Here is a 19,942-nt window from a genome sequence, read left to right on the forward strand (position 1 = left end):
CAATTGCAATGATAGTGCTGCGGCGATCCGGCAACGCCAAAAAACACCACCCGGCAAATGATAAATGGCCAGATCAGTTTCGATAACTACATTCCATTAGCAGGAAATGAGAAGAATGTCGTCGTACAAGCGACGCACAATAAATTACCGTTATGAGAGATGCACGTCATGCGGGAAATGCGCCACCGTTGGATCGAAATCACAAGCTGGCGACCTCATGCCGCAGCCTTCTTGTTGCCGCCTTGAGTGTGGCGGTCAGGCAACACCGAGCACCCGCATAATGTGGCGAAACAGCCCGACTAAATCGAACCCGGCCCCGGCGCCCGAACGTAACGCCGATCGGCGGTCCGCGATCGCGTGGTCCGTGAGCATTGCCGGCACGCTGGCAAATCGCCTCGCTGGCAAATGAGCCGCGGATCTTATCGGTGGGCCGGGCCGATGTCCGGGCTGAGTGGGCCGCGCCACGGCCGCGTCAGTCCCGAACACCCGATTGCGAGGCGGCAGCGGCCGTGCGAAGCCGATGGTCCGCGACTGGCCAGCCACCTGCGCGCCGTCCACCATCTCCCGCCACCATTGCAGGCGGATCTGCGGCGGCGGCTTGTGCGCGATGCTGCGGGCACGAGCGAGTCCATGGTTGAAGGCGTACAACCGCAGCGGCGCATCGCGGCACGGGGCGGGCACGAACTGCGCGGTCAGGAACCGGCCGGGGTTGCGGCGGCGAACCAGGGCGGCGATCACGTCGTTCATGCTGCGGGCCGTCGTGCGGTTCGCGTCGTCCGTGACGCATGTCCGCAAGGGCTTGTCCCCATGAATTGACGACTCGCGTGGACGCGGCTGAGGCCGGCGGAAGGTCGCCACGCAGTCGGAACGGCTCGAATCCGGGGACAATGGAGGAAGACAGGACATGGCCCCACCCGCATGCACACCCGTCGGAAACAACCGCGAAGTCAGGGGCTTGCCCGGCGGCCCGGCATGTTGCGCTATCGTCATGGCCAGACGTGTCCTGGCCATCTGCGCTTCGACGGTGGGGGTGGATGGCCGGGACACGCCCGGCCATGACGGAGGAGCAACGAACCTGGGGCGCCATGCAGGACAGGCAGCGTCCCCATCCTGCGTGGAAACGCTGCCGCCCATGAATCGTGAACAACCTGATCAGCCTGCGGTCACGCTGCGACCGCAGGCTGGCACCGTGCTAGTGCGGCACGAAAGTCGGCCACTCGAAGGCCTGGCCGAGGTCGATGGCAACCTGGAAGCCCAGCAGCCAGGCGTTGTGCGGCTTGAACCCAACGCCGGAGCCCCCGTTCACGTTGCTCGGGTTGACGACGTAATTCGCGACCGGCTTGAACGTAATGCCCGGGACGATGCTGAAGGCATAGTTCAGTTCAAAATCGTATTCCTTGTTATAGGCGGGCGTGATCTGCGAATTGTTGACGTACAGTGAGCCGATGAAGCCGATGGTGTCACGTGGCCGCGACAGGAACGGCCCTTGGTCGAACAGTCCAAGATAGTATTGGCCCCACTGGTTCGAGTTCCCGGTGTACGTAATGGCACCGCCGAAGGCCCACAGGCTCCGGTTGGTATTGCGGTCCGGCCGCCACACGGCCTGCTGGAACTGCGCCCACCATGCGCCGCGGGCATTCCGGCCGGGAATGAGCGGGTTCGCGTTGGAGATGGCGGTATCCACGTAGCCGCCGATGTCATACTTCGCCGGGTACTGGGCGGTCCTGTAGCTGGTCTGGTAGCCGATCTCGGCCGGGACGAAGACGCCCGGCGCATTCAGGCCCCAGTTGAACTGGTGACTGGCGTAACCGGTGTCGGCGGTATGCTGATAGGCACCGGCCCTGACATAGATGTCCGGCGTCACCTGGAAGTTGGCGCGGCCGCCCCACTGGGAGTTCGGATAAGCCGCGTTGGCGTTATTGAAGTACCAGCTTGTCGGCTGGGCGCAGATCTGGCCGACGAAGGTGCAGGAGATGTCGGAGAACGCGAAGTCGAACGTCGGGTTGGTACGGCCCAGGGTGATGTCCAGCCGGTCGTTCCAGAAGCCCTGTTCCCAGTACAGGAAGCCCAGGCGGATGGCGAACGGACCGGCGTCGGCGGACTGAAGCAGGCCGGCGGGGCTGCCGGCGATCTGCTGGACCAGCAGACCATAGCGTTGATCGAAGCCAATATGCACCGAGGCCGAGGGGATGCCCAGGATGGTCTCGAGGTCGAACACCGCAGCCGTCGAGAAGTGGCCGATCGGCATGACGCCGTTCTTCTGGCCGCCGGCAACGACGGCACTGAAGGTTTCGGAGTAGGCGGCATCGAAGTAGATGCCGTTGTTCTTCAATGTCTGCCCGAAATTGATGATCGGATCGAATGGTGTCGCCGACGGCACTGCCTGGGCATGGGCTGCACTCGGGTCGAGGCACAGCAAGCCTGCAAGCGCCGTCGTACCCAGGTAAAGCCCGTAACGCATCTTCGACATGATACCCTCCCAGTCAGCCCGTTACCGGCCGCTGTTCATTCCTAGAGTGTTACAGTATCCCGTGTCCGGGCACCCGTGCCGATCCTACCGCGGCAAGGTCCCGTTGGCCTGCCGCTGGCGGACCATGGCCCTGACCAGGTCGTCGGCGAACTGTTCGCACGCCGCGTCGGCGAAATCCAACACCCGCTGCGGCCGGCCGGGCGCCGGCAGGTCCATCACCGTCGGGCTGACCGGCGAGGAGAACGCCACCAGCAGGTTGCCATTCTGGGAATCGATGAACTTGCCCGACATGGTCATCGTGCCGGCGGTCGATCCGCCGGCCTCGGGCATGCCGACCGACAGCGCCGGACCGGCGAAGTTCCAGCCCGCCGGCGCAGCGTACTGCGGCCGCGGCGGAACCAGGCGGGCCAGAATCAGTTCCAGCCTGAACACGCCCGGCCCGGGTTGGTCCACGACTCTGAACCGCCTGGCGACGGCGCTGCGCACATCCCTGGTGCACATGGCGGCAACCTGGTCCACCTGGTCCGGGCTCAGATCGGCGTAGTATGAGCCCCGGCCGCGAAACACCGTGGCCGGCGGGATCTGGTAGGCGGATGCCGAGCGCTCCGCGGCGGCGAGTTCGGGGCTCCGCCACAGGCGGGTACCCATCGGCGCGGCGCCCGAAAGATCCTCCGGTGCCTTCGTCAGCGGCACGTTGGTATCGAGCGCCCGGGCCCCCGGCGGGGTGCACGCGGCAAGCAACAATCCGAACGCTCCAGCCACGGAAGCCGCCAGCATCGATCGTGACTGTCGAGACAACAGCCCGGCCATGCCGGATCGGCGCTGTGGCCCGGCTTCCTGGAAACGCCTCATGTCTGGGCCGCGCATTGTAACGTCGGTCGCCTGGACAATCTTCTTCATTGTTCTACCCCACAGACCAAAGCCGCGCATAACTTGTTACTCACTGGACTTTCAGATGCTTCGGCGAAACGCAGCTTCGTTCACCACACCTGACTGCGCTTCCGACGAACTGTCAATTGTAATGACGGCGCTGCAGCGATCCGGCAACGCCAAAAAGCATCACTGGATAAATGATAAGCAACTCAATCAGTTCCGGACAAATTTGTAAATGGCAAATTATTGGAAAATTCCGCCTTATAAGATATAGATAGGTGCTATATCGACATATAAATCGCCAAAATCAGCCGGAATTTCGCAGCCTTGACATCGAAATCACAAGCTGGCGACCGTGTGCGGCAAGCCTCCGGAAGCCGTCAGAACTGTGGCAAATGGGCAACACCAACGCCAATATTAATTCGTTGAAAACGATTCGACAAATTTGGATCCGGCTGCGGCAACCGAACATCATGCCGATCGTTATATGGGGTCGCAAATCCCGTGAGCCTTGCCCACATGCCGTCAAATGACTACAGCGAACCGCAGGCCGTTGCGGAACTCACTCTTGGGATGGAGTCTGCCGATGCCCGGCTTGAATGACCTGCGCGCCCGGCGTGCCAGTCTCGAACAGGCAATCGAGGCCCGCCAGCGGCAGCCTGGCGCCAATGATCCGCTCCTGGCCGGCGACCTGCGCGACCTCGGCCGCCTGTCGCACGAACTGGGCGACTTCGCCGACGCACAGGCGCAACTGCGCAGCGCCCTGGCTATGCATACCGAAACGCTCGGCGCGGAGCACCCCGAAACCGCCACCGACATCAACCATCTCGGCCTTGTGCTGCACGATCTCGGCGACCTGGAGGAAGCCTGCGCCGCGTTCGAGCGTGCCCTGGCGATCGACGAGATGGCGCTCGGGCGCGACCATCCCAGTGTTGCCCGCGACGCCAACAACCTGGCCGGCGTGCTGAAGGACATGGGCGACGCATTCTCGGCGCGCGAGGCGCTGGACTGGGCGCTGTCGATCACGCGGAAAGTCTACGGGCCGGATCATCCGACAACCCGGGCCATCGCCCGCAACCGCGCCGGGCTCGGGTAAAGCGGCTTCCGTCCCGGGACCGGGAACGCCCGACAGCAGACCACACGCACGTCGAGACAGTCCCGTAGGTCACGGGGCTGCCGGGTCATCATGGATGACGGGAACAATGGCGGCTGTCGATACCATCATATGCGGCTGCGGCAGAGTTGTCAGGCGTCCCGCGCAGCCTCGGCGCGACCTGGCAACGATCGGGTTGGTTGCCGGTCATCACGACGGCGGTTCGGCATCCCGCATGATGCCCCTGCAAGGAGTCCTGGCGGAACGGACCGTCCCCTTCCGTGTCGCCGTCATGGACAGCAAGCCGCCGTTCCCGGCGGCCGAAGCAGACCGGCCGGCTGGTGCTGGGCCTGCCCGGCGCCGGATCGGGACGAACCGGCTGATCGCCGGCTGCGCGGCGACGCGCTGGCACTGTTTGCCGCGCAGCCGGCTGGCCCCGGGCGAATCGGAACGCGTGGTCTGGCAGTAGGCGCTACGGGCGAGAGAGGACGCAACCCAGCGTTACCCGGTCCGGGCTTCCGATCGCCGGGATCGTGATGTAAACGCCCGGCCACCGTGAAGCCGGAGCTTGCATGACCGCCTCGTTCCCGACCTCGGCGCTAGCGCCGGACGCGACGACACCGTTGATCCTGGCGCTACCCAAGGGGCGCATCCTGTCGGAGTGCGGCCCGCTGCTGGCGCGGGCCGGCATCGTGCCGTCGCCGGACTACGCCGACGGGGACAGCCGCCGGCTGCGCTTCCCGACAGACGATCCGCTGCTGGACATCGTCCGCGTCCGCCCGTTCGACGTCGCCACCTTCGTCGCCTTCGGCGCCGCGCATATCGGCATCTGCGGCGCCGACGTGCTGATGGAATTCGACTACCCGGAGGTGTACGCGCCGCTCGACCTGGGCATCGGCAAGTGCCGTGTCTCGGTCGCCGAGCCGGCGGCAACGGCCGGGACCGACGATCCGTCGCGCTGGTCGGAGGTGCGGGTGGCGTCGAAGTATCCCAACATCGCCCGGCGGCACTATGCCGGCCGCGGCATCCACGCCGAGGTGGTGCACCTGAACGGCGCGATGGAGCTGGCCCCAGGCCTCGGCCTGTGCCGAATGATCGTCGACCTGGTGCAGACCGGCTCCACCCTGAAGGCCAACGGGTTAGTGGAAACCGAGGTGATCGCCGACGTCACCAGCCGGCTGATCGTCAATCGCACCGCGCTGAAGACGCAGCCTGAGGCCATCGGCGCCTGGATCGCCCGCTTCCGCGCGGCGCTGGAGACCGGCGGTTAGAGCGCTATCGGCATGGCTGGAATCGCCGAGCGATTCGGGTCGATGAAATTGCTCGCGAGATATGAGCGAGGGCGTTTCCAGTCTGGGTGGAAACGCTCTGGCGTCTGCAGGACGGTCATTGATGGGTGGCGAATCGGGGCGCACGCGAAGGCGTTCTGTTTTTCGCCGGCTCTGATCCTATGCATTTCCTGGACCAGCCGATCAAAGCCGTTTGTCAGGACGAATAACATTGGCATCACTGCCGTTGGCGCGGTCTGTGGCCTGGCCGGTCATGCAGCCTGAACGCCCAGCTCATGCCGGGCTTCACGAACCGCATTGATCGCGTGCTGCGCCATATCGGCGATATCCATATTCCGGCCCGACGCGATTATCCGGGCTCGCAAATTCGCTTCGGCAAGTCGCTTCGTATCCTCATCGATTTGAGCAAAAACCGCATCCGCCGCAGGATTGTCGATATTGGCTTGCATCATCAAATGTCTTGCGACTTCCGGATCAGTTGCCAGAACCCTGATCAACGTATCGGCTGCCTTGTTTTGGGGCACTTTACCCCGCTCCCACCGCGTCCAGGTCTTGGGGCCGATGGAAAGCATCGCTTCAAGGTCCGTTTGGCGCAACGCGTATTTCAGACGGATGCGGCGCAACGCCTCAGCGCTCAAGAGACCATCGAGTTCGCGAATCTTCGCCGCTACGGCGAGTTCATGCCGGCTGATCTGATCGCCTGAGTACACGATGCTACCGCATGTGCCACAGACCGTGCGTTCGTCATCAATCGTGGTTTCCTTGCCGCCATGGACAAAGGTGAATGGAGCAATTTGTTGAAATATCGCTGAACTTCCGCAGTTCGTGCAAATCTCATTCATATCTCTCATCCCTCTTGAAGGATGTCACAACCAGTTTCTCTCCACTGACAAGAAGCTTGATGAACATCTTCGTTCCGCACCCGTCGATCCAGATCGAGTAATAGTCTGAGGTCGTTTGCGGAAAATATTTTTCCGTCGGCTTCGATTTGAAGCAATGAATCTCGCCCAGCTCGGTGGCCAATATCTCCCGGAGGTCGTCCGAGTCCAAATCATGCCGCCGAAGCTCCGCAAGAACCGGTTGGAAGAACGAGCAAGTGCGTTCGTCGGCGACAAGCCTACGAACTGTTTCAAGAGCATTGGCAGGCATAATCACCCATTAGAGGTAGCACGGTGCTACCTCTATTGTCAACGCAACCCAACCAGCCCGAACGATACCGGCTTGGACGGAGGCAACGTTATCCGCTAAACGGCATTCATGATTTGTATCTCCACCACCGACGCCGACTTCGAGGCGCGCTTCACCGAACTGCTGTCGCAAGCGCGCGAAACCACCGAGACGGTTGATCGCATCGTCGCCGGCATCATCGCCGATGTGCGCGCCCGCGGCGACGCGGCGCTGATCGACTACACCGCGCGCTTCGACCGCCAGACGCTGACGCCCGGGACGCTGCGCGTCAGCGCCGCGGAAATCGAGGCAGCCGCCGCGTCCATTCCGGCAGACCTCGCCGCCGCCCTGGACCTCGCCGCGATCCGGATCGAGACGTTCCATCGCGCCCAACTGCCGCAGGACCTGCGGATGACCGACGCCGCCGGCGTGACCATGGGCCAGCGCTGGACCGCACTGGATGCGGTCGGGCTGTACGTGCCCGGGGGCAAGGCGGCCTATCCGTCCTCGGTGCTGATGAACGCCATCCCGGCACGCGCGGCCGGCGTCGGCCGCATCGCCATGTGCGTGCCGACGCCCGGCGGCGTGCTGAACCCGCTGGTGCTGGCCGCCGCCCGCCGCGCCGGGGTCACCGAGATCTACCGCATCGGCGGCGCCCAGGCGGTCGCGGCCCTGGCCTACGGCACCGCCAGCATCCCGGCCGTCGATCGCATCGTCGGGCCCGGCAACGCCTATGTCGCCGAGGCCAAGCGCCAGGTGTTCGGCCGCGTCGGCATCGACAATATCGCCGGCCCGTCCGAGGTGGTGGTGCTGGCGGATGCGAACAACGATCCGCGCCGCATCGCCGTCGACCTGCTGGCGCAGGCCGAGCATGACGAGGCGGCGCAGTCCATCCTGATCACCGACAGTGCCGCCTTCGCCGACGCCGTCGCCGCCGCGGTGGCGGCCGAGCTGCCCACCCTGCCCCGCGCCGCCATTGCCGGCGCCAGCTGGGAGGCGCACGGCGCCATGATCGTCGTCGATGACTGGGCGCAGGCCGTCGCCCTGGTCGATCGCCTGGCGCCGGAGCACCTGGAGCTGATGCTGCCGGACCCGGAGGCGATGTTCGCCCGCGTCCGCCACGCCGGCGCCGCCTTCCTGGGCGGCTGGTGCCCGGAAGCGGTGGGCGACTACGTGGCCGGCCCGAACCACGTGCTGCCGACCGGGCGGACCGCGCGGTTCGCCTCTGGCCTGTCGGTGTTCGACTTCCTGAAGCGGACGACCTGGGTGTCGGCGAGCCGGGCGGCACTGGCGGAAATCGGCCCGGCCGGCGTGGCGCTGGCCGAGGCGGAGGGCCTGCAGGCGCATGCGCGCAGCATCGCCCTGCGGCTGCAGTCGTAGCGCGGCGAGTTGCTGCTTCCCGTCATGGTAGGCGAAGGCCCACCATCCACGCCTGGCGGTGCCGATATCAGCCAACGCCGTGGATGGTGGGCCTTCGTCTACCATGACAACATAGCAACGCCACTGCCACCAACCCGCAAGTTTTAACGCACATGCGGCCTGCGCCAGCCATGACGATGAAGCTGTGCCGTCGATCCGTCCCGACTCATGTTCGATTTGCTCTGGCGCTCTTACAGACGTTTCCGCCCCGGGGCGCTCCATCCGCAACCCGGACGGAAGACGTTTTCGTGACCGCTTTTCGCCGCGGGCGGCCATGTGGAGCGGGTGCAGCGGCGCGGTAGCGGCGGCACAACCCGCTTCGGACGGCAGGGTTGACGGGTGGCCGCCATCGGGCGGGCAACGCCGCGGCCGCTGCTATCACTTGACCTTGCCGGCGCCGAATATCATGTTCCCGCCGAATCAACGGAACCATGGGGCCTGATGTCAAAAGAGGACATGATCGAATTCAGCGGCACGGTGATGGAGCTTCTGCCCAACGCCATGTTCCGCGTGAAGCTGGACAACGAGCACTCCATCCTTGCCCACACCAGCGGCAAGATGCGCAAGAACCGTATCCGCGTACTGGCCGGCGACCGGGTGAACGTCGAGATGACGCCCTACGACCTGACCAAGGGCCGGATCACCTTCCGCTTCAAGTAATGCGCGTGCCCTGCGGGTGAAGCCGCTCCCGCTGGTGCTGGCCTCATCCAGCCCGCGACGCCTGATGCTGCTGCAGCAGATCGGCATCACGCCCGCGCATATCATTGCCCCCGATATCGACGAGACTCCCGCGCCCGATGAGCCGCCGCGGCTGTATGCCGCGCGCATGGCCCGCGGCAAGGCGGCTGCGGTGCGCTTTCCGGACCACCTGGTGCTGGCCGCCGACACGGTGGTTGCCGCCGGACGGCGCATCCTGCCCAAGGCGGAAACGCCGGACGATCTCCGCGCCTGCATGGCCCTGCTGTCCGGCCGCCGCCACCGGGTGATCACCGCGGTCGCACTGGCCAGCCCCGACGGCGCGCTGCGGGAGCGCGTGGTCGAGAACATCGTCACCTGGAACCGCCTGACGGACGACCAGGTCGAGCGCTATGTCGCCACCGGGGAAGGCCTCGGCAAGTCCGGCGGCTACGCGATCAACGGCTATGCCGCCAGCTTCATCCGCTTCCTGTCGGGCAGCCAGTCCGGCGTCGTCGGCCTGCCTCTGTTCGAAACCGCCCAGTTGCTGCGCAGCTTCGGCTGGCAGGTGCCGTGACGCTGTCCATCCGCGTCGCCGCCAGCCCGGGCGAGGCGCAGGTTGCCGTGGTCGCCAGTGATCGCTTGGTGGACTACGCGCTGTGGCGCCCGGGCGCGCCGGACGGCGTCGGCGACCTGCACGTCGGCCGGGTGACCGCCGTGGTCCCGGCGATGGCCGGGGCGTTCGTCGCCCTGGCGGATCATCAGGGCTTCCTGCCCGACAGCGAAGGCGGCAAGGGCCTGACCGTGGGAACGATCCTGGCCGTGCGGGTGACCCGCGCCGCCCAGGGCAGCAAGGGTCCGCGACTCACCGCCCGTGTGGACCAGGCACTGGCCGCAGGCGGGCCGCCGCGCATGCTGCAGCGCGGCCCCGGCCCGGTGGCGCGCCTGGCGGAACGCCATCCGGACGCCGCCATCCTGGTGGACGACGCGGGCCTGGCGGTGGCGCTGCGGGCCGAGGCCGGGCGTCCGGTGTCGGTGACTGCCGGCGTGTTCGACGCGGACATCGCCGACGCCGTCGACGCGCTGTCCCGTCCGGTTGTCGTGCTGCCCGGCGGCGCCCGGCTGTCGATCTGGCCGACTCCGGCACTGGTGGCGATCGACGTCGACGCCGGCGGCGCGCTGGAGGGCGGCGGTGGCGCACGCGGCCGGCACGAGGCACTGAACCGGTCCGTGCTGCCGGCGCTGGCGGCGCAGATCAGGCTGCGCAACCTCTCGGGCGGCATTGTCGTTGACTTGGCGGGGCTGTCGCCGCGGCGGCGGACGGCGCTGGCGCCGGATTTCGTCCGTGCCCTGGCGGATGACCCATTGCGCCCCCGCTTCCTGGGCTTCACCGCGCTCGGGCTGGCGGAGATTGTCCGGGCCCGGGTGCATCCGCCGCTGCATGAGCTGCTGTCCGGCCCGCTCGCCGCCGGGCTGGCCGGGCTGAAGGCGGTGCTGGCGGCGCATGGCCAGGACCCGCGGCGGATGCCGGCGCTGCGGGCGCATCCTGCGGTGGTCTCGGCCTTGCAAAGCGACGACGTAGCCCTGGCGGATCTTGTCCGGCGGACCGGACGCGCGGTTACAGTGCGCTCGGATCCATCGCTGCCGCCGTTCACCTGGCTGCTGGAGACAGACAATGGCCAAGGAGCCTGAAACCAAGTCGCTGCCCCCCTGCCCGGTCTGCGGACGGCCTGCCGCCGCGGCGCACCGGCCGTTCTGCTCGGCGCGCTGCCAGGAGGTTGACCTCGGGCGCTGGCTGTCGGGCGTCTATCGCATCCCCGGCCCGCCGGCGGAACTGGACGAGGATCCGCCGCCGTCGCCGGATGCGGCGTGAGCCGATACCTGACGCGGCCCAAGGCGTCTGCCGGTGCGCCGAAAAAGATGAATTTCGTGGGTTGATCCCGGCACGGGGCTGGGCTAATCAGCCGCCTCCAACGCGGTCGCGGTTGCGGCCGGCGATGCCCAGGTAGCTCAGTTGGTAGAGCATGCGACTGAAAATCGCAGTGTCGGTGGTTCGATTCCGCCCCTGGGCACCATTTTGAAATTGCTGGTTTGTTTGCGGTTTCCCCCATCCTTCCCGAACTGGCAGCCAGCGCTGGACCCCATAGGGAACGCCTCCTGTCCCGGCGCCGGGAGCAGTTCCGGAAAACGGGCCACAGCTTCGTCCGTCATGTCGCCGATGGCTTGATTGGACTCCCTGAGTGATCTGGCCCGTTGAACGTCAGCCTCTATCATCGCACCGTTCTGCGGGCACCATCCCCTGCGACGCGCGGGTGCGTCAACTCGCATGGGATCGGCACCCCCATCAGGCCGGCTCCATTATCCGCCATGCCGGTGACTCCCGCTGGAGACGAAAGAGGGATTGCCATGCCCTCCGGCAAGGGCGGGCGCTGGAGCGGCTGGCGACGGTGCCGGCAGGCGTTAAATCAGGGCTGGCTGTTGCCTATCCGTCATGGCCCGGCTTTCTCCGGTCTGAACAACAAGCCGGGGCCATGACGGAATGGCAAGCATCGTGCCCTCGATCCCGATATTCTAACGCCAATGGGGGCCATCCCCGCCTACCGCGCCATCCTGGCCGGGGCAGGACGACCGCCGGAAGCGTCTCGCACGCGCCGCCCCAGGATGATCGCACCGGCGTCGATACGCGCGAACGCGGCCGCAGCCACCAGACTTGCACCCAGCACAACGACGACGGTGGCCAACCGCGCCGCCCGCAGGCCAATCATCGGCGCAGCCGTTACCAGCAACAGCGCCCCCAGGCCGAAAACAATCGGCCAGTGGACAAGGTAGATCGAAAACGACAGACGTCCGAGGCCTATCAGCATGGGGCGCGTGAGCGCAGCCCGGATGGCAGGCGAGGTCACCAAGCCAAAATATAACACAAGCGCACCGAGCACCTTTTGTGGATGGGGCGTGCAAGGCAGAATGGCCAGAAGATGCGCCTGGCACACCTTCGCGAGAACGGGGGCCTGCCACACCTCGGCCCGTACGCAGAGGAAAATGCCGGCGGCGATCAAGGCCACGGTGACGGCCCGGGGCAGATCCGGCAGCCGGCCGCGGCGCAGCGCGACCGCCAGCACGTGTCCGGCAATGAAGCACAGGAAGTGCGTCCGGGCGAGAAATGTGGTCGCCGCCGCCAAAGTCAGCAACCAACTCGTGCGGGACCGCCGTTGTGCCAGGGTCAGCAACAGCACCAGGACCGAGCCCTGCAGTTCCACGCTGAGGGTCCAGATTGGTGCGACATAGGCCAGGGTGACCGGATCGAGCCACCGTCCGAAGCCGAGCAGTGTCGGTGTTCCCATGCCGGCGTAGCCGAGAAAGAGCCCGTTGACGACGGCGTCCCTGACAAGGAATCCCACGCCGGGCGGCGGTCGCCACAGGCTCGCCAGCCACGACGAGTGCGTAAGGGCGCCGGCGGCCACGTTCGGCGAGCCGACGGCCAATTTGATTGCAAAAGAAAATATGCAGGCCGCGGCCGCGGGCACCAGCAGGCGCGTGACGCGCCCGGCCAGCAGCGCGCCTGGCCGGTCCAGCCGGGGCGCGAAGGCTGCCGTCAGCACCGTGCCGCTCAGCACGAAGAACAGGTAAACGGCGCTGTAGCCGTCGTAGATGAAGAACAAAGGCGATTCGCGCACCAGCCCGGCAATCGTTCCTGTGGCGAGGGTCGAAAATACCAGCACAGGCGCGAAAGCCGTCAGCACGTGCAGTACCAGAACCTGCAACGACGCCAGTCCGCGAATCGATTCCAGGTAGCCCACGCGCCGGGCAAAAGCGTCACCGGCGGACTGGGTCATTTCAGAATTCGGATTGCCATGCAGCCCCACAACACTGACGCCAGGACCCTGCCAGGACCCTGCCAGACGTGCCGCCAGAGGGCAATCAGGCAAAGAGGCAGATGACAACTGCCGAGGTGCTGAGCTTGAGGCGCCCTTGCGCCGTATTGGCGTTAAGATTGCGGCGGCCGTTGCTGTTCCGTCATGGCGGGCGCAGGCTAGGCATCCACGCCTTGCGGTGTTGATGCCGTCGAAAGACGTGGATGGGGCCCCCGCAACCGCCATGACGACAAAGCGGCCGCGCCGTCTCAACCTGTCTGCGGTTTGCTGTGTGAATACAAGTGTTCTTCGGTTTCGCGGTCCTACCAACCTGGCAGAAAGCGCTGGCTGGGATTGCAGCCCTCCAGCACGATCCGCCTGAGGGGAACCATCGGCGGAAACCGGTCATCGGACCAGGCCGCTGGCATAACCGCGCCGCGACGCCGCCGGGCGAGGTGACAATCCGCGGCGTACCCTGTTGCATTGTTCAGACAGGACCACATTCGTTGACAAGAAATTCGGAGGGCAACGCCATGGCAGCGACATTCGATCCCGGGACCGCCCCGGCCATCACATTCAAGGCCCGGAACGCCGAAGCCTATGAACGGGTCATGGGCCAGTGGAGCCGCCGGTTGGCGCCGCTGCTGATCCGCTTCGGCGGCCTCGCGGACGGTGACCGCGTCGTGGACGTCGGCTGCGGCACCGGCAGCCTGACCTTTACCGCGCCGCAGGTCGCCAACGTCGCCGCCGTGGCGGGGATCGACCAGGCCGAGGTCTACGTCGCCCATGCGCGCGCCCGGAACACCGATCCGCGCATCACCATCCAGCAGGCCGACGCGCGTGCCCTGCCGTTTGCCGACGCCGCGTTCGACCGCGCCTTCTCGATGCTGGTGCTGCAATTCATCCCGGATGCCGCACGCGCGGTGGCGGAGATGCGCCGCGTCGTGCGCCCCGGTGGAACGGTGGCCGCGGCGGTGTGGGATGCCTATGGCGGCATGCTGCGGACCCGCCTGATCTGGGACACCGCCGCGATGCTGGATCCAGCGTTCGAGCCCCCGCTGTTCCGTTCCCTCAGCGCGCCCGGCGAACTGGTGACCACATGGCGCGAGGCCGGCCTGGTTGACGTGGAGGAGACGGACCTGGTGATCCGCATGGAATTTGCCGATTTCGACGACTACTGGACATCCAGCACCGCCGAGGGACCGATGTTCCAGTTTGTCTCCGGGCTGCCGGACTCCGCCCGGGCCGCGCTGGCCGAGCGCGTGCGGCGCGCTTACTGCGCCAACCGGCCGGATGGCCCGCGCTCGTTCGCCAGCGTGGCATGGGCCTGCCGGGGCCGTGTTCCCGGATAGCCGGCCAGGCCATCGGACGCGGATCCTGTTGCGGATCCGCCGTTCAGGGGCACGGCGGGACACCCTGCCGCATCGCGCCAGCCGGATCGCCCAGACCGTCACGAGAGAAAAAAGGCGGCGCATGCGCCGCCAGTTGAGGGAGGAAACGTCCAGAGACGCAGCCGCGTCGGCTGCGGGACCGGGCACTGCGCGGCGATATGGGAACGCCGGAGCAGCGGCCGTGGCGCATGATCCGCGAACGAGGGTATTTGGTCTGTTGCCTCGGTCACATCCGGAGCGAATTCCGCCCGCGCCGGCAGGGTATGATACCAACGGCCCGGACCAGTGGCCTGTCCTGTGCTGTGCGGCAATGACCGGTTCGGACCGTCCGGTCTGCGGTATTGGATCGCGCCGCCGGAACAGGAACCAGCTGTATTCATTTGTGGTTCCTTTCATGCAACAGGGCCAGCAACCACGCCGCATACCGGTCAGGGCGCCGGCGGCGCTTTCGGCCGCGCTGAGGACGGCTGGTTTGGATCGGCGGGGAGCCACCGCGACCGCAGGCCGCAACAACATCGGCTCCGCGGACTCTGCGCGCCGCTCGGCGAACGCTGCGTTTCAAAAAATGTGGTGCCGGAACAAAAACCGGCCAACGGGCGTGACGTCGGGCGCATCACCGCGTGCTCAACGACCGTCCGTTCCCAGGACATGGTTGCCCAAGCCCACCGTCTCCGCTACCGTTAGGGGCCGATGGGGATGGGGTTCCCCGAAACCGCCCGCTGGGCTGATGACTCCTACCGCGCGAGATTGCGGTACGAGTCCGTCCACCGACCGACGGCCTGCCGTAAGGCGGGCTTTTTCATGCCCGCCCTCGCCTCGGGAGAAGGACGAGAGGAGGTGTCATGGTTATGGACTGGGCATACACACGACCGCTGAAGCCCCGGGGCCACCCGTGAGCGCGATCACCTACCTCTGGATCGCGCTGGGCGGCGCACTGGGCAGCGTCAGCCGGGCCTGGCTGGCGCTGGCGGCCACCCGGATCACCGGTCCGCAGTTCCCCTGGGGAACCATCGCCATCAACATCCTCGGCTCGTTCATCATCGGCTTCTTCGGGACGCTGACGACGAGCACCGGCGGCCGCTTCGCCATCCCCGCCGAGATGCGCGCCCTCGTCATGATCGGCTTCTGCGGCGGGTTCACCACCTTTTCCTCGTTCTCGCTGCAGACCCTGGAACTGGCCCGCGACGGACGCATGGCGCAGGCGCTGGGCAATATCGGACTGTCCGTCGCGCTGTGCCTGGCCTCGGTCGCCATCGGCCACTACGGCGCGGCGGCGCTGAACCCGGGACAGGTGGTCGAGGGCGCGGCACAGCCGAAACCCGACGCCGCCCCCGCCGTCGTCGCCGTCGTCGACCGCCCCGCGGCCGCGCCCGGCATCCTCGCGGCGGCCGAACGGCTGCTGGCGCCGTGGCCGGAGGGACTGATCCACGCGCTGGCCATCCGGCCACGGCCGCCCGCCGCGCTGCTGCCGAGCGAAGAGGTCGCCACCGGCCAGCGCGCCGCCGCCGACCCCACGCGCACGGCGGAGTCCATGGCGGCGCTGCACGCCCTGTTCGACGACTGGGCCCGCGGTGCGCACGCCCGCGGCCACACGGTTGACTGGACCGGGATCGAGGGATCGCCCGGCTGGGTCGTCGCCGCCCGGGCCGGTCGCGCCGTTGCCGCCGTGCTCCGCCGTCCGGAGCCACACGGCGACGACCTGGCGCACGAGGCGCTGCACGCCGCGCTGTTCGACGCCCGCTGCCCGGTGCTGGTACTGCCCGGCACGCCCGGGCCGGAGTCCGCGTTCGGGCGGACCATCGCCGTCGCCTGGCGGAACGACCCCTATGCCGCGGCGGCGGTCACGGCCGCCCTGCCCTGGCTGCGCCGCGCCGAGCGCGTCGTGGTGGTGTGCGGAACCGAGGGACAAGCCGCGATGCGGCCCCGCCTGCCGCCGGCGCTGGCCAGGAACGGCATCGAAGCCCAGTTCGCCACCGTCTACGCGGACGCCCCGGCGATGGGCGGCGGACTGTTGCAGGCGGCGCACGACGCCGGCGCCGACATGCTGGTGATGGGCGCCTATGGCCGCGGCGAGCTGCGGGAACGGGTGCTGGGCGGCGTCACGCGGGACATCATCACCCGGGCCAGCCTGCCCGTGCTGATGCGCCATTGAAATCAGGCCAAGCGGAGAGCAACCGATGAAGACGAAAATAGCCCAAGTGTACGCGATGGAGATCCTGGACTCGCGCGGCAATCCGACCGTGCGGGTCTTTGTCGGCCTGGACGACGGCACGCTGGCGCAGGCGTCCGTGCCCTCCGGCGCCTCGACCGGCGAACACGAGGCGCTCGAACTGCGCGACGGCGACAAGGCCCGCTTCGGCGGCAAGGGCGTCGCCCGGGCCGTCGCCAACGTGATGGACGTGATCGCGCCGGCGCTGCTGGGCCGCGATCCGTCGCGCCAGGCCGAGATCGACCAGGACATGCGTGCGCTCGACGGCACGCCGGACAAGTCGAAGCTCGGCGCCAACGCCATGCTGGGCGTGTCGATGGCGGTCGCCCGCGCCGCGGCGCAAGTCGCTGGCCTGCCGTTGTTCGCCTACCTGGGCGGACCGGGCGCCTGCCGCCTGCCGGTGCCGATGATGAACGTCATCAACGGCGGCAAGCATGCGGACAATTCCATCGACTTCCAGGAATTCATGCTGGTGCCGCACGGCGCGCCCAGCTTCCGCGAGGCGCTGCGCTACGGCGCCGAGACCTATCATGCGTTGAAAGGCGTGTTGAGCCACCGCGGACTGTCCACCGCCGTCGGCGACGAGGGCGGCTTCGCGCCTGACCTGGACAGCAACGAAGCGGCCTGCGAACTGATCGTGGAGGCGATCCAGGCCGCCGGGCTGAAGCCGGGCGAGCAGGTCGCCATCGCCCTCGATCCGGCCGCCAGCAGCTTTGCCGGCAACGGCGGCTACGACCTGTCGAAATCCGGCGGCGGGCACAAGACCAGCGCCCAGATGACGGACCTGTACGCGCAATGGATCCGGTCCTATCCGATCGTCTCACTTGAGGACGGCCTGGCGGAGGACGACTGGGCCGGTTTCACCGCCCACACCGCGGCACTCGGCGACAAGGTGCAGATCGTGGGCGACGACATCTTCGTGACGAACACCGCGTTCATCCGCCGCGGCATCGCCGAGCGGTGCGCCAATGCGGTTCTCATCAAGCTGAACCAGATCGGCACGGTCACCGAGACCATCGAGGCGATCGACCTCTGCCGGGAGGCCGGCTGGCGCTACGTCGTCTCGCACCGGTCGGGGGAGACCGAGGACAGCTTCATCGCCGATTTCGCGGTCGCCATGGGCGGCGGACAGATCAAGACCGGCGCGCCCTGCCGTGGCGAGCGGGTGGCCAAGTACAACCGGCTGCTTGAGATCGAGCACGAACTCGGCCGCGCGGCTGTCTATGCCAGCGCATACCGGCTGAACACGTAGCGGCGGAGCGGACTGGGATGGTCATCATACTGCTCCCACCCGTTGCCTCACCGTCATGGTCGGGACTGCGCCCGGCCATGACGATGGAGAGACAACCCCGCTCGCGCGTCCCCTGTGCATGGGAGTTCGCATATAAATCCGCAAGCGCCGTAACCACCTGCGGCAGGATGCCGGGTTGGCCACGGATTCTGCTCGCATATTCGTTGTGATAAAGTTCGTTGCCGCTTGACCAGCGGCGAAGGGAGGTTGTCGTGTCAGGCGTGATCCTCACCTTGCTTGAGCACCCGAACGCGTCGCTCGGGCTACTGGCCGCATCTGAACGTCTCGCGGAACTGCTGGGCGGCGCGCGGATCGAGGTTCTGGCGGTCCGCATGCCGCCGGAGGCGACCATCCTGCCCAGCGAGGAGGTCCTGACGAAGCGTCGCGCCTACTACATCCGCGACCGCGAGGATGTGCGCATTTCGGCATTGCGCACGGCGTTCGATGACTGGTCCGGCTGGGGCCATGCCGAGGGCGTCTCCGCCGAATGGCATGACCTGGAAAGCCTCGTCGATGCGGCCATCAAGGATTGGGGCATGCACGCTGATGTCATCGTGCTGCGCCGGCCCACCGGCCATGACCGGCTTCCGGCCCGGCATGAGATCCATACCGCGCTGTTCGAGACCGATCGGCCGGTCCTGGTCGTGCCGCCGGACGCGCCGGCATCGTTCGGGCGGCGGGTTGCCATCGCCTGGCGCAATGACCGGCAGGCGATCCAGGCGGTGCTGTCGGCACTGCGCTGGCAGACGGCACCGGAGCGGGTGTTCGTCATTGCCGGCGTCGCCCCCGGTTCGCCCACGCCGACGCTGCCCGATATCCTGCTGGAACACGGCATTGCAGCGGAACTGCACATCCTGCCGATCGGCGGCGGCGTGTTCGGCGAGGCGCTGCTCGCCAAGGCGCGCGAACTGAGGGCCGATATGCTGGTGATGGGCGCCTACCGGCACAGCCCGCTGCGCGAAGTGCTGCTGGGCGGGGTCACACGCTACATGCTCGGGCATGCCGACCTGCCGATCCTGATGCGGCATTGAGGGAGGCATGCGACCATGTCTGAAGTGATCCTTGTCATCCTGCAACGCCCTGACACCGCGTTGGGCCTGCTGCGTGCCGCCGAGCGACTCGCGGCGCTGGCCAACGGCGCGCATGTGAATGCTCTGGCAGCCGCGCCGACGGCAGTCCCGGCGCTCAAGGGGGCCTATAACGACTGGCTGGCGGCGCCGCGCGCGACAGCGGTGCACGCCCATTGGCACGCCCTGTTCGACGACATCGCCGCGGCAATCGCGGAGCGGGGCGCCCGCGCCGACTTCATCGTCATCGCCCGGCCGGCCGAGGATGACGACCGCGCGCTGCGGCAGGTATTCCGCACGGCCCTGCTGAAGACGGGCCGCCCGGTGCTGGTGGTGCCGCCGGGCGAGCTGGCCAGGCCGGATTTCGGCCGCCGGGTGGCGATCGCCTGGCGGCAGGACGAGCATACCGCCAGGACGGTGCTGCCCGCCCTGCGCGACATCGCCCACGCCGAGCATGTGTTCGTGCTGGCCGGCACGCGCGAAGGCCGACCTGCGCCGTCCGTGCCGCAAATTCTGGCCGAACGCGACGTCGCGGCCACGCTGCACCTGCTGCCGATCGGCCCGGGTGGGTTTGGCGAGGCGCTGCTGGCCAAGGCGCACGAACTCGAAGCCGATATGCTGATCATGGGCGCCTATTCGCACAGCACGCTGCACAACCTGGTCTATGGCGGCGTGACCCGGTTCATGCTCGACCACGCGGATCTGCCGGTGCTGATGCGTTACTGATGCCGATCGGCGCTGAGCGTGACCGTTGCCTGCCGTTGGGCCGGACGAGCCGCATAGACGCCAACCCAGGCGGCCCGCGGCACGGCCGTTGCTACAACGTCATAGGCGCCACCTCGGACGGCCATTGCCACAGCGTCATGGTGGGCGAAGGCCCCATAGGCGTTAAAATAGCGCGGAGCGAGGGAGGGTGCCTCTTCCCGTCATGGCGGCCGCAGGGCCGCCATCCACGCCTTACGGTGCTGATATCCGCAGAAGGCGTGGATGGTGGGCCTGCGCCCACCATGACGTTGTGGAAACGGTCGCGCTCCGGTCCCACTATTTCAACGCCCATGGGGCAAAGGCCCACCATCCACGCCTTTGCCGCGATCAGCACCGCAAGGCGTGGAGGCGGCCCGGGGCCTGTGCCCAGGCTCTGGTCCCG

General features: G+C 67.1%; 18 protein-coding genes, 1 tRNA gene and 1 riboswitch. Of the genes, 13 read left to right on the forward strand and 6 right to left on the reverse strand.

The features are described from left to right. Nucleotides 1–255: 255 nt before the first annotated feature. From CCS01_RS08175 to CCS01_RS08185, 3 genes are all read right to left on the reverse strand, one after another. Nucleotides 256–747, reverse strand: a complete 492-nt coding sequence (locus tag CCS01_RS08175) for a squalene/phytoene synthase family protein (protein ID WP_146101614.1) — start codon at nt 745–747, stop codon at nt 256–258. 445 nt (nt 748–1,192) lie between these two features. Then, the gene (locus tag CCS01_RS08180) at nt 1,193–2,470 is read right to left on the reverse strand and encodes a carbohydrate porin (protein ID WP_104518338.1); all 1,278 of its coding nucleotides are present in this window, start codon (nt 2,468–2,470) and stop codon (nt 1,193–1,195) included. 84 nt (nt 2,471–2,554) lie between these two features. Beyond that, entirely contained in the window at nt 2,555–3,370 is an 816-nt protein-coding gene (locus tag CCS01_RS08185; RefSeq protein ID WP_158258289.1) for a DUF3313 family protein, read from the reverse strand. 559 nt (nt 3,371–3,929) lie between these two features. Here CCS01_RS08185 and CCS01_RS08190 point away from each other — a divergent pair. Continuing rightward, entirely contained in the window at nt 3,930–4,439 is a 510-nt protein-coding gene (locus CCS01_RS08190) for a tetratricopeptide repeat protein (protein WP_158258290.1), read from the forward strand. 569 nt (nt 4,440–5,008) lie between these two features. Continuing rightward, nucleotides 5,009–5,707, forward strand: a complete 699-nt coding sequence (hisG, locus tag CCS01_RS08200; RefSeq protein ID WP_104518342.1) for an ATP phosphoribosyltransferase — start codon at nt 5,009–5,011, stop codon at nt 5,705–5,707. A 269-nt stretch (nt 5,708–5,976) separates the two neighbouring features. Here hisG and CCS01_RS08205 read toward each other — a convergent pair whose 3' ends face one another. Beyond that, complete coding sequence (locus CCS01_RS08205) at nt 5,977–6,567, reverse strand: type II TA system antitoxin MqsA family protein (protein ID WP_158258291.1); 591 nt, start codon at nt 6,565–6,567, stop codon at nt 5,977–5,979. After that, nucleotides 6,560–6,874 (reverse strand): type II toxin-antitoxin system MqsR family toxin, encoded by a 315-nt coding sequence (locus tag CCS01_RS08210; protein WP_146101615.1) that lies wholly within the window; start codon nt 6,872–6,874, stop codon nt 6,560–6,562. The genes CCS01_RS08205 and CCS01_RS08210 overlap by 8 nt, the downstream gene beginning before the upstream one ends. A gap of 108 nt (nt 6,875–6,982) precedes the next feature. Here CCS01_RS08210 and hisD point away from each other — a divergent pair, with 108 nt between their 5' ends. The 6 genes from hisD to CCS01_RS08240 all read left to right on the forward strand — a co-directional run bounded on the left by hisD (nt 6,983) and on the right by CCS01_RS08240 (nt 11,061). Next, nucleotides 6,983–8,272: a histidinol dehydrogenase gene (gene hisD / locus CCS01_RS08215; RefSeq protein WP_104518345.1), complete on the forward strand. Its 1,290-nt coding sequence runs from the start codon at nt 6,983–6,985 to the stop codon at nt 8,270–8,272. A 480-nt stretch (nt 8,273–8,752) separates the two neighbouring features. Continuing rightward, complete coding sequence (gene infA, locus CCS01_RS08220; RefSeq protein WP_011631737.1) at nt 8,753–8,971, forward strand: translation initiation factor IF-1; 219 nt, start codon at nt 8,753–8,755, stop codon at nt 8,969–8,971. Between the two features lie 16 nt (nt 8,972–8,987). Further along, nucleotides 8,988–9,563, forward strand: coding sequence for a Maf family protein (locus tag CCS01_RS08225; protein WP_275112898.1), 576 nt, complete (start codon nt 8,988–8,990; stop codon nt 9,561–9,563). Then, nucleotides 9,560–10,678: a ribonuclease E/G gene (locus tag CCS01_RS08230; protein ID WP_239992053.1), complete on the forward strand. Its 1,119-nt coding sequence runs from the start codon at nt 9,560–9,562 to the stop codon at nt 10,676–10,678. Before CCS01_RS08225 ends, CCS01_RS08230 begins: the two co-directional genes overlap by 4 nt. Beyond that, nucleotides 10,662–10,859: a DNA gyrase inhibitor YacG gene (gene yacG, locus CCS01_RS08235; protein ID WP_104518346.1), complete on the forward strand. Its 198-nt coding sequence runs from the start codon at nt 10,662–10,664 to the stop codon at nt 10,857–10,859. Before CCS01_RS08230 ends, yacG begins: the two co-directional genes overlap by 17 nt. Before the next feature lie 126 nt (nt 10,860–10,985). After that, a tRNA-Phe gene (locus CCS01_RS08240) sits at nt 10,986–11,061 on the forward strand. Between the two features lie 522 nt (nt 11,062–11,583). Here CCS01_RS08240 and CCS01_RS08245 read toward each other — a convergent pair. Beyond that, nucleotides 11,584–12,819, reverse strand: coding sequence for an acyltransferase family protein (locus CCS01_RS08245; protein ID WP_158258292.1), 1,236 nt, complete (start codon nt 12,817–12,819; stop codon nt 11,584–11,586). A gap of 551 nt (nt 12,820–13,370) precedes the next feature. Here CCS01_RS08245 and CCS01_RS08250 point away from each other — a divergent pair. From CCS01_RS08250 to CCS01_RS08270, 5 genes are all read left to right on the forward strand, one after another. Next, nucleotides 13,371–14,189 (forward strand): class I SAM-dependent methyltransferase, encoded by an 819-nt coding sequence (locus tag CCS01_RS08250; RefSeq protein ID WP_104518348.1) that lies wholly within the window; start codon nt 13,371–13,373, stop codon nt 14,187–14,189. A gap of 722 nt (nt 14,190–14,911) precedes the next feature. Beyond that, a riboswitch (Fluoride riboswitch) is annotated at nt 14,912–14,972 on the forward strand. 148 nt (nt 14,973–15,120) lie between these two features. Beyond that, nucleotides 15,121–16,380, forward strand: coding sequence for a fluoride efflux transporter CrcB (gene crcB, locus CCS01_RS36310; RefSeq protein WP_170114625.1), 1,260 nt, complete (start codon nt 15,121–15,123; stop codon nt 16,378–16,380). A 25-nt stretch (nt 16,381–16,405) separates the two neighbouring features. Beyond that, nucleotides 16,406–17,689 (forward strand): phosphopyruvate hydratase, encoded by a 1,284-nt coding sequence (gene eno / locus CCS01_RS08260; RefSeq protein WP_104518349.1) that lies wholly within the window; start codon nt 16,406–16,408, stop codon nt 17,687–17,689. A gap of 251 nt (nt 17,690–17,940) precedes the next feature. Continuing rightward, complete coding sequence (locus tag CCS01_RS34560) at nt 17,941–18,759, forward strand: universal stress protein (RefSeq protein WP_239992054.1); 819 nt, start codon at nt 17,941–17,943, stop codon at nt 18,757–18,759. A gap of 15 nt (nt 18,760–18,774) precedes the next feature. Beyond that, entirely contained in the window at nt 18,775–19,521 is a 747-nt protein-coding gene (locus CCS01_RS08270) for a universal stress protein (protein WP_104518350.1), read from the forward strand. Nucleotides 19,522–19,942 lie beyond the last annotated feature (421 nt).

It is taken from the genome of Rhodopila globiformis, assembly GCF_002937115.1.
GTDB classification, from domain to species: domain Bacteria; phylum Pseudomonadota; class Alphaproteobacteria; order Acetobacterales; family Acetobacteraceae; genus Rhodopila; species Rhodopila globiformis.

Coding starts and splice junctions, on each gene's coding strand:
- CCS01_RS08175 (WP_146101614.1), bottom strand. CDS start 747: ATGAACGACGTGATCGCCGCCCTGGTTCGCCGCCGCAACCCCGGCCGG.
- CCS01_RS08180 (WP_104518338.1), bottom strand. CDS start 2,470: ATGTCGAAGATGCGTTACGGGCTTTACCTGGGTACGACGGCGCTTGCA.
- CCS01_RS08185 (WP_158258289.1), bottom strand. CDS start 3,370: ATGAAGAAGATTGTCCAGGCGACCGACGTTACAATGCGCGGCCCAGAC.
- CCS01_RS08190 (WP_158258290.1), top strand. CDS start 3,930: ATGCCCGGCTTGAATGACCTGCGCGCCCGGCGTGCCAGTCTCGAACAG.
- hisG (WP_104518342.1), top strand. CDS start 5,009: ATGACCGCCTCGTTCCCGACCTCGGCGCTAGCGCCGGACGCGACGACA.
- CCS01_RS08205 (WP_158258291.1), bottom strand. CDS start 6,567: ATGAATGAGATTTGCACGAACTGCGGAAGTTCAGCGATATTTCAACAA.
- CCS01_RS08210 (WP_146101615.1), bottom strand. CDS start 6,874: ATGCCTGCCAATGCTCTTGAAACAGTTCGTAGGCTTGTCGCCGACGAA.
- hisD (WP_104518345.1), top strand. CDS start 6,983: ATGATTTGTATCTCCACCACCGACGCCGACTTCGAGGCGCGCTTCACC.
- infA (WP_011631737.1), top strand. CDS start 8,753: ATGTCAAAAGAGGACATGATCGAATTCAGCGGCACGGTGATGGAGCTT.
- yacG (WP_104518346.1), top strand. CDS start 10,662: ATGGCCAAGGAGCCTGAAACCAAGTCGCTGCCCCCCTGCCCGGTCTGC.
- CCS01_RS08245 (WP_158258292.1), bottom strand. CDS start 12,819: ATGACCCAGTCCGCCGGTGACGCTTTTGCCCGGCGCGTGGGCTACCTG.
- CCS01_RS08250 (WP_104518348.1), top strand. CDS start 13,371: ATGGCAGCGACATTCGATCCCGGGACCGCCCCGGCCATCACATTCAAG.
- eno (WP_104518349.1), top strand. CDS start 16,406: ATGAAGACGAAAATAGCCCAAGTGTACGCGATGGAGATCCTGGACTCG.
- CCS01_RS08270 (WP_104518350.1), top strand. CDS start 18,775: ATGTCTGAAGTGATCCTTGTCATCCTGCAACGCCCTGACACCGCGTTG.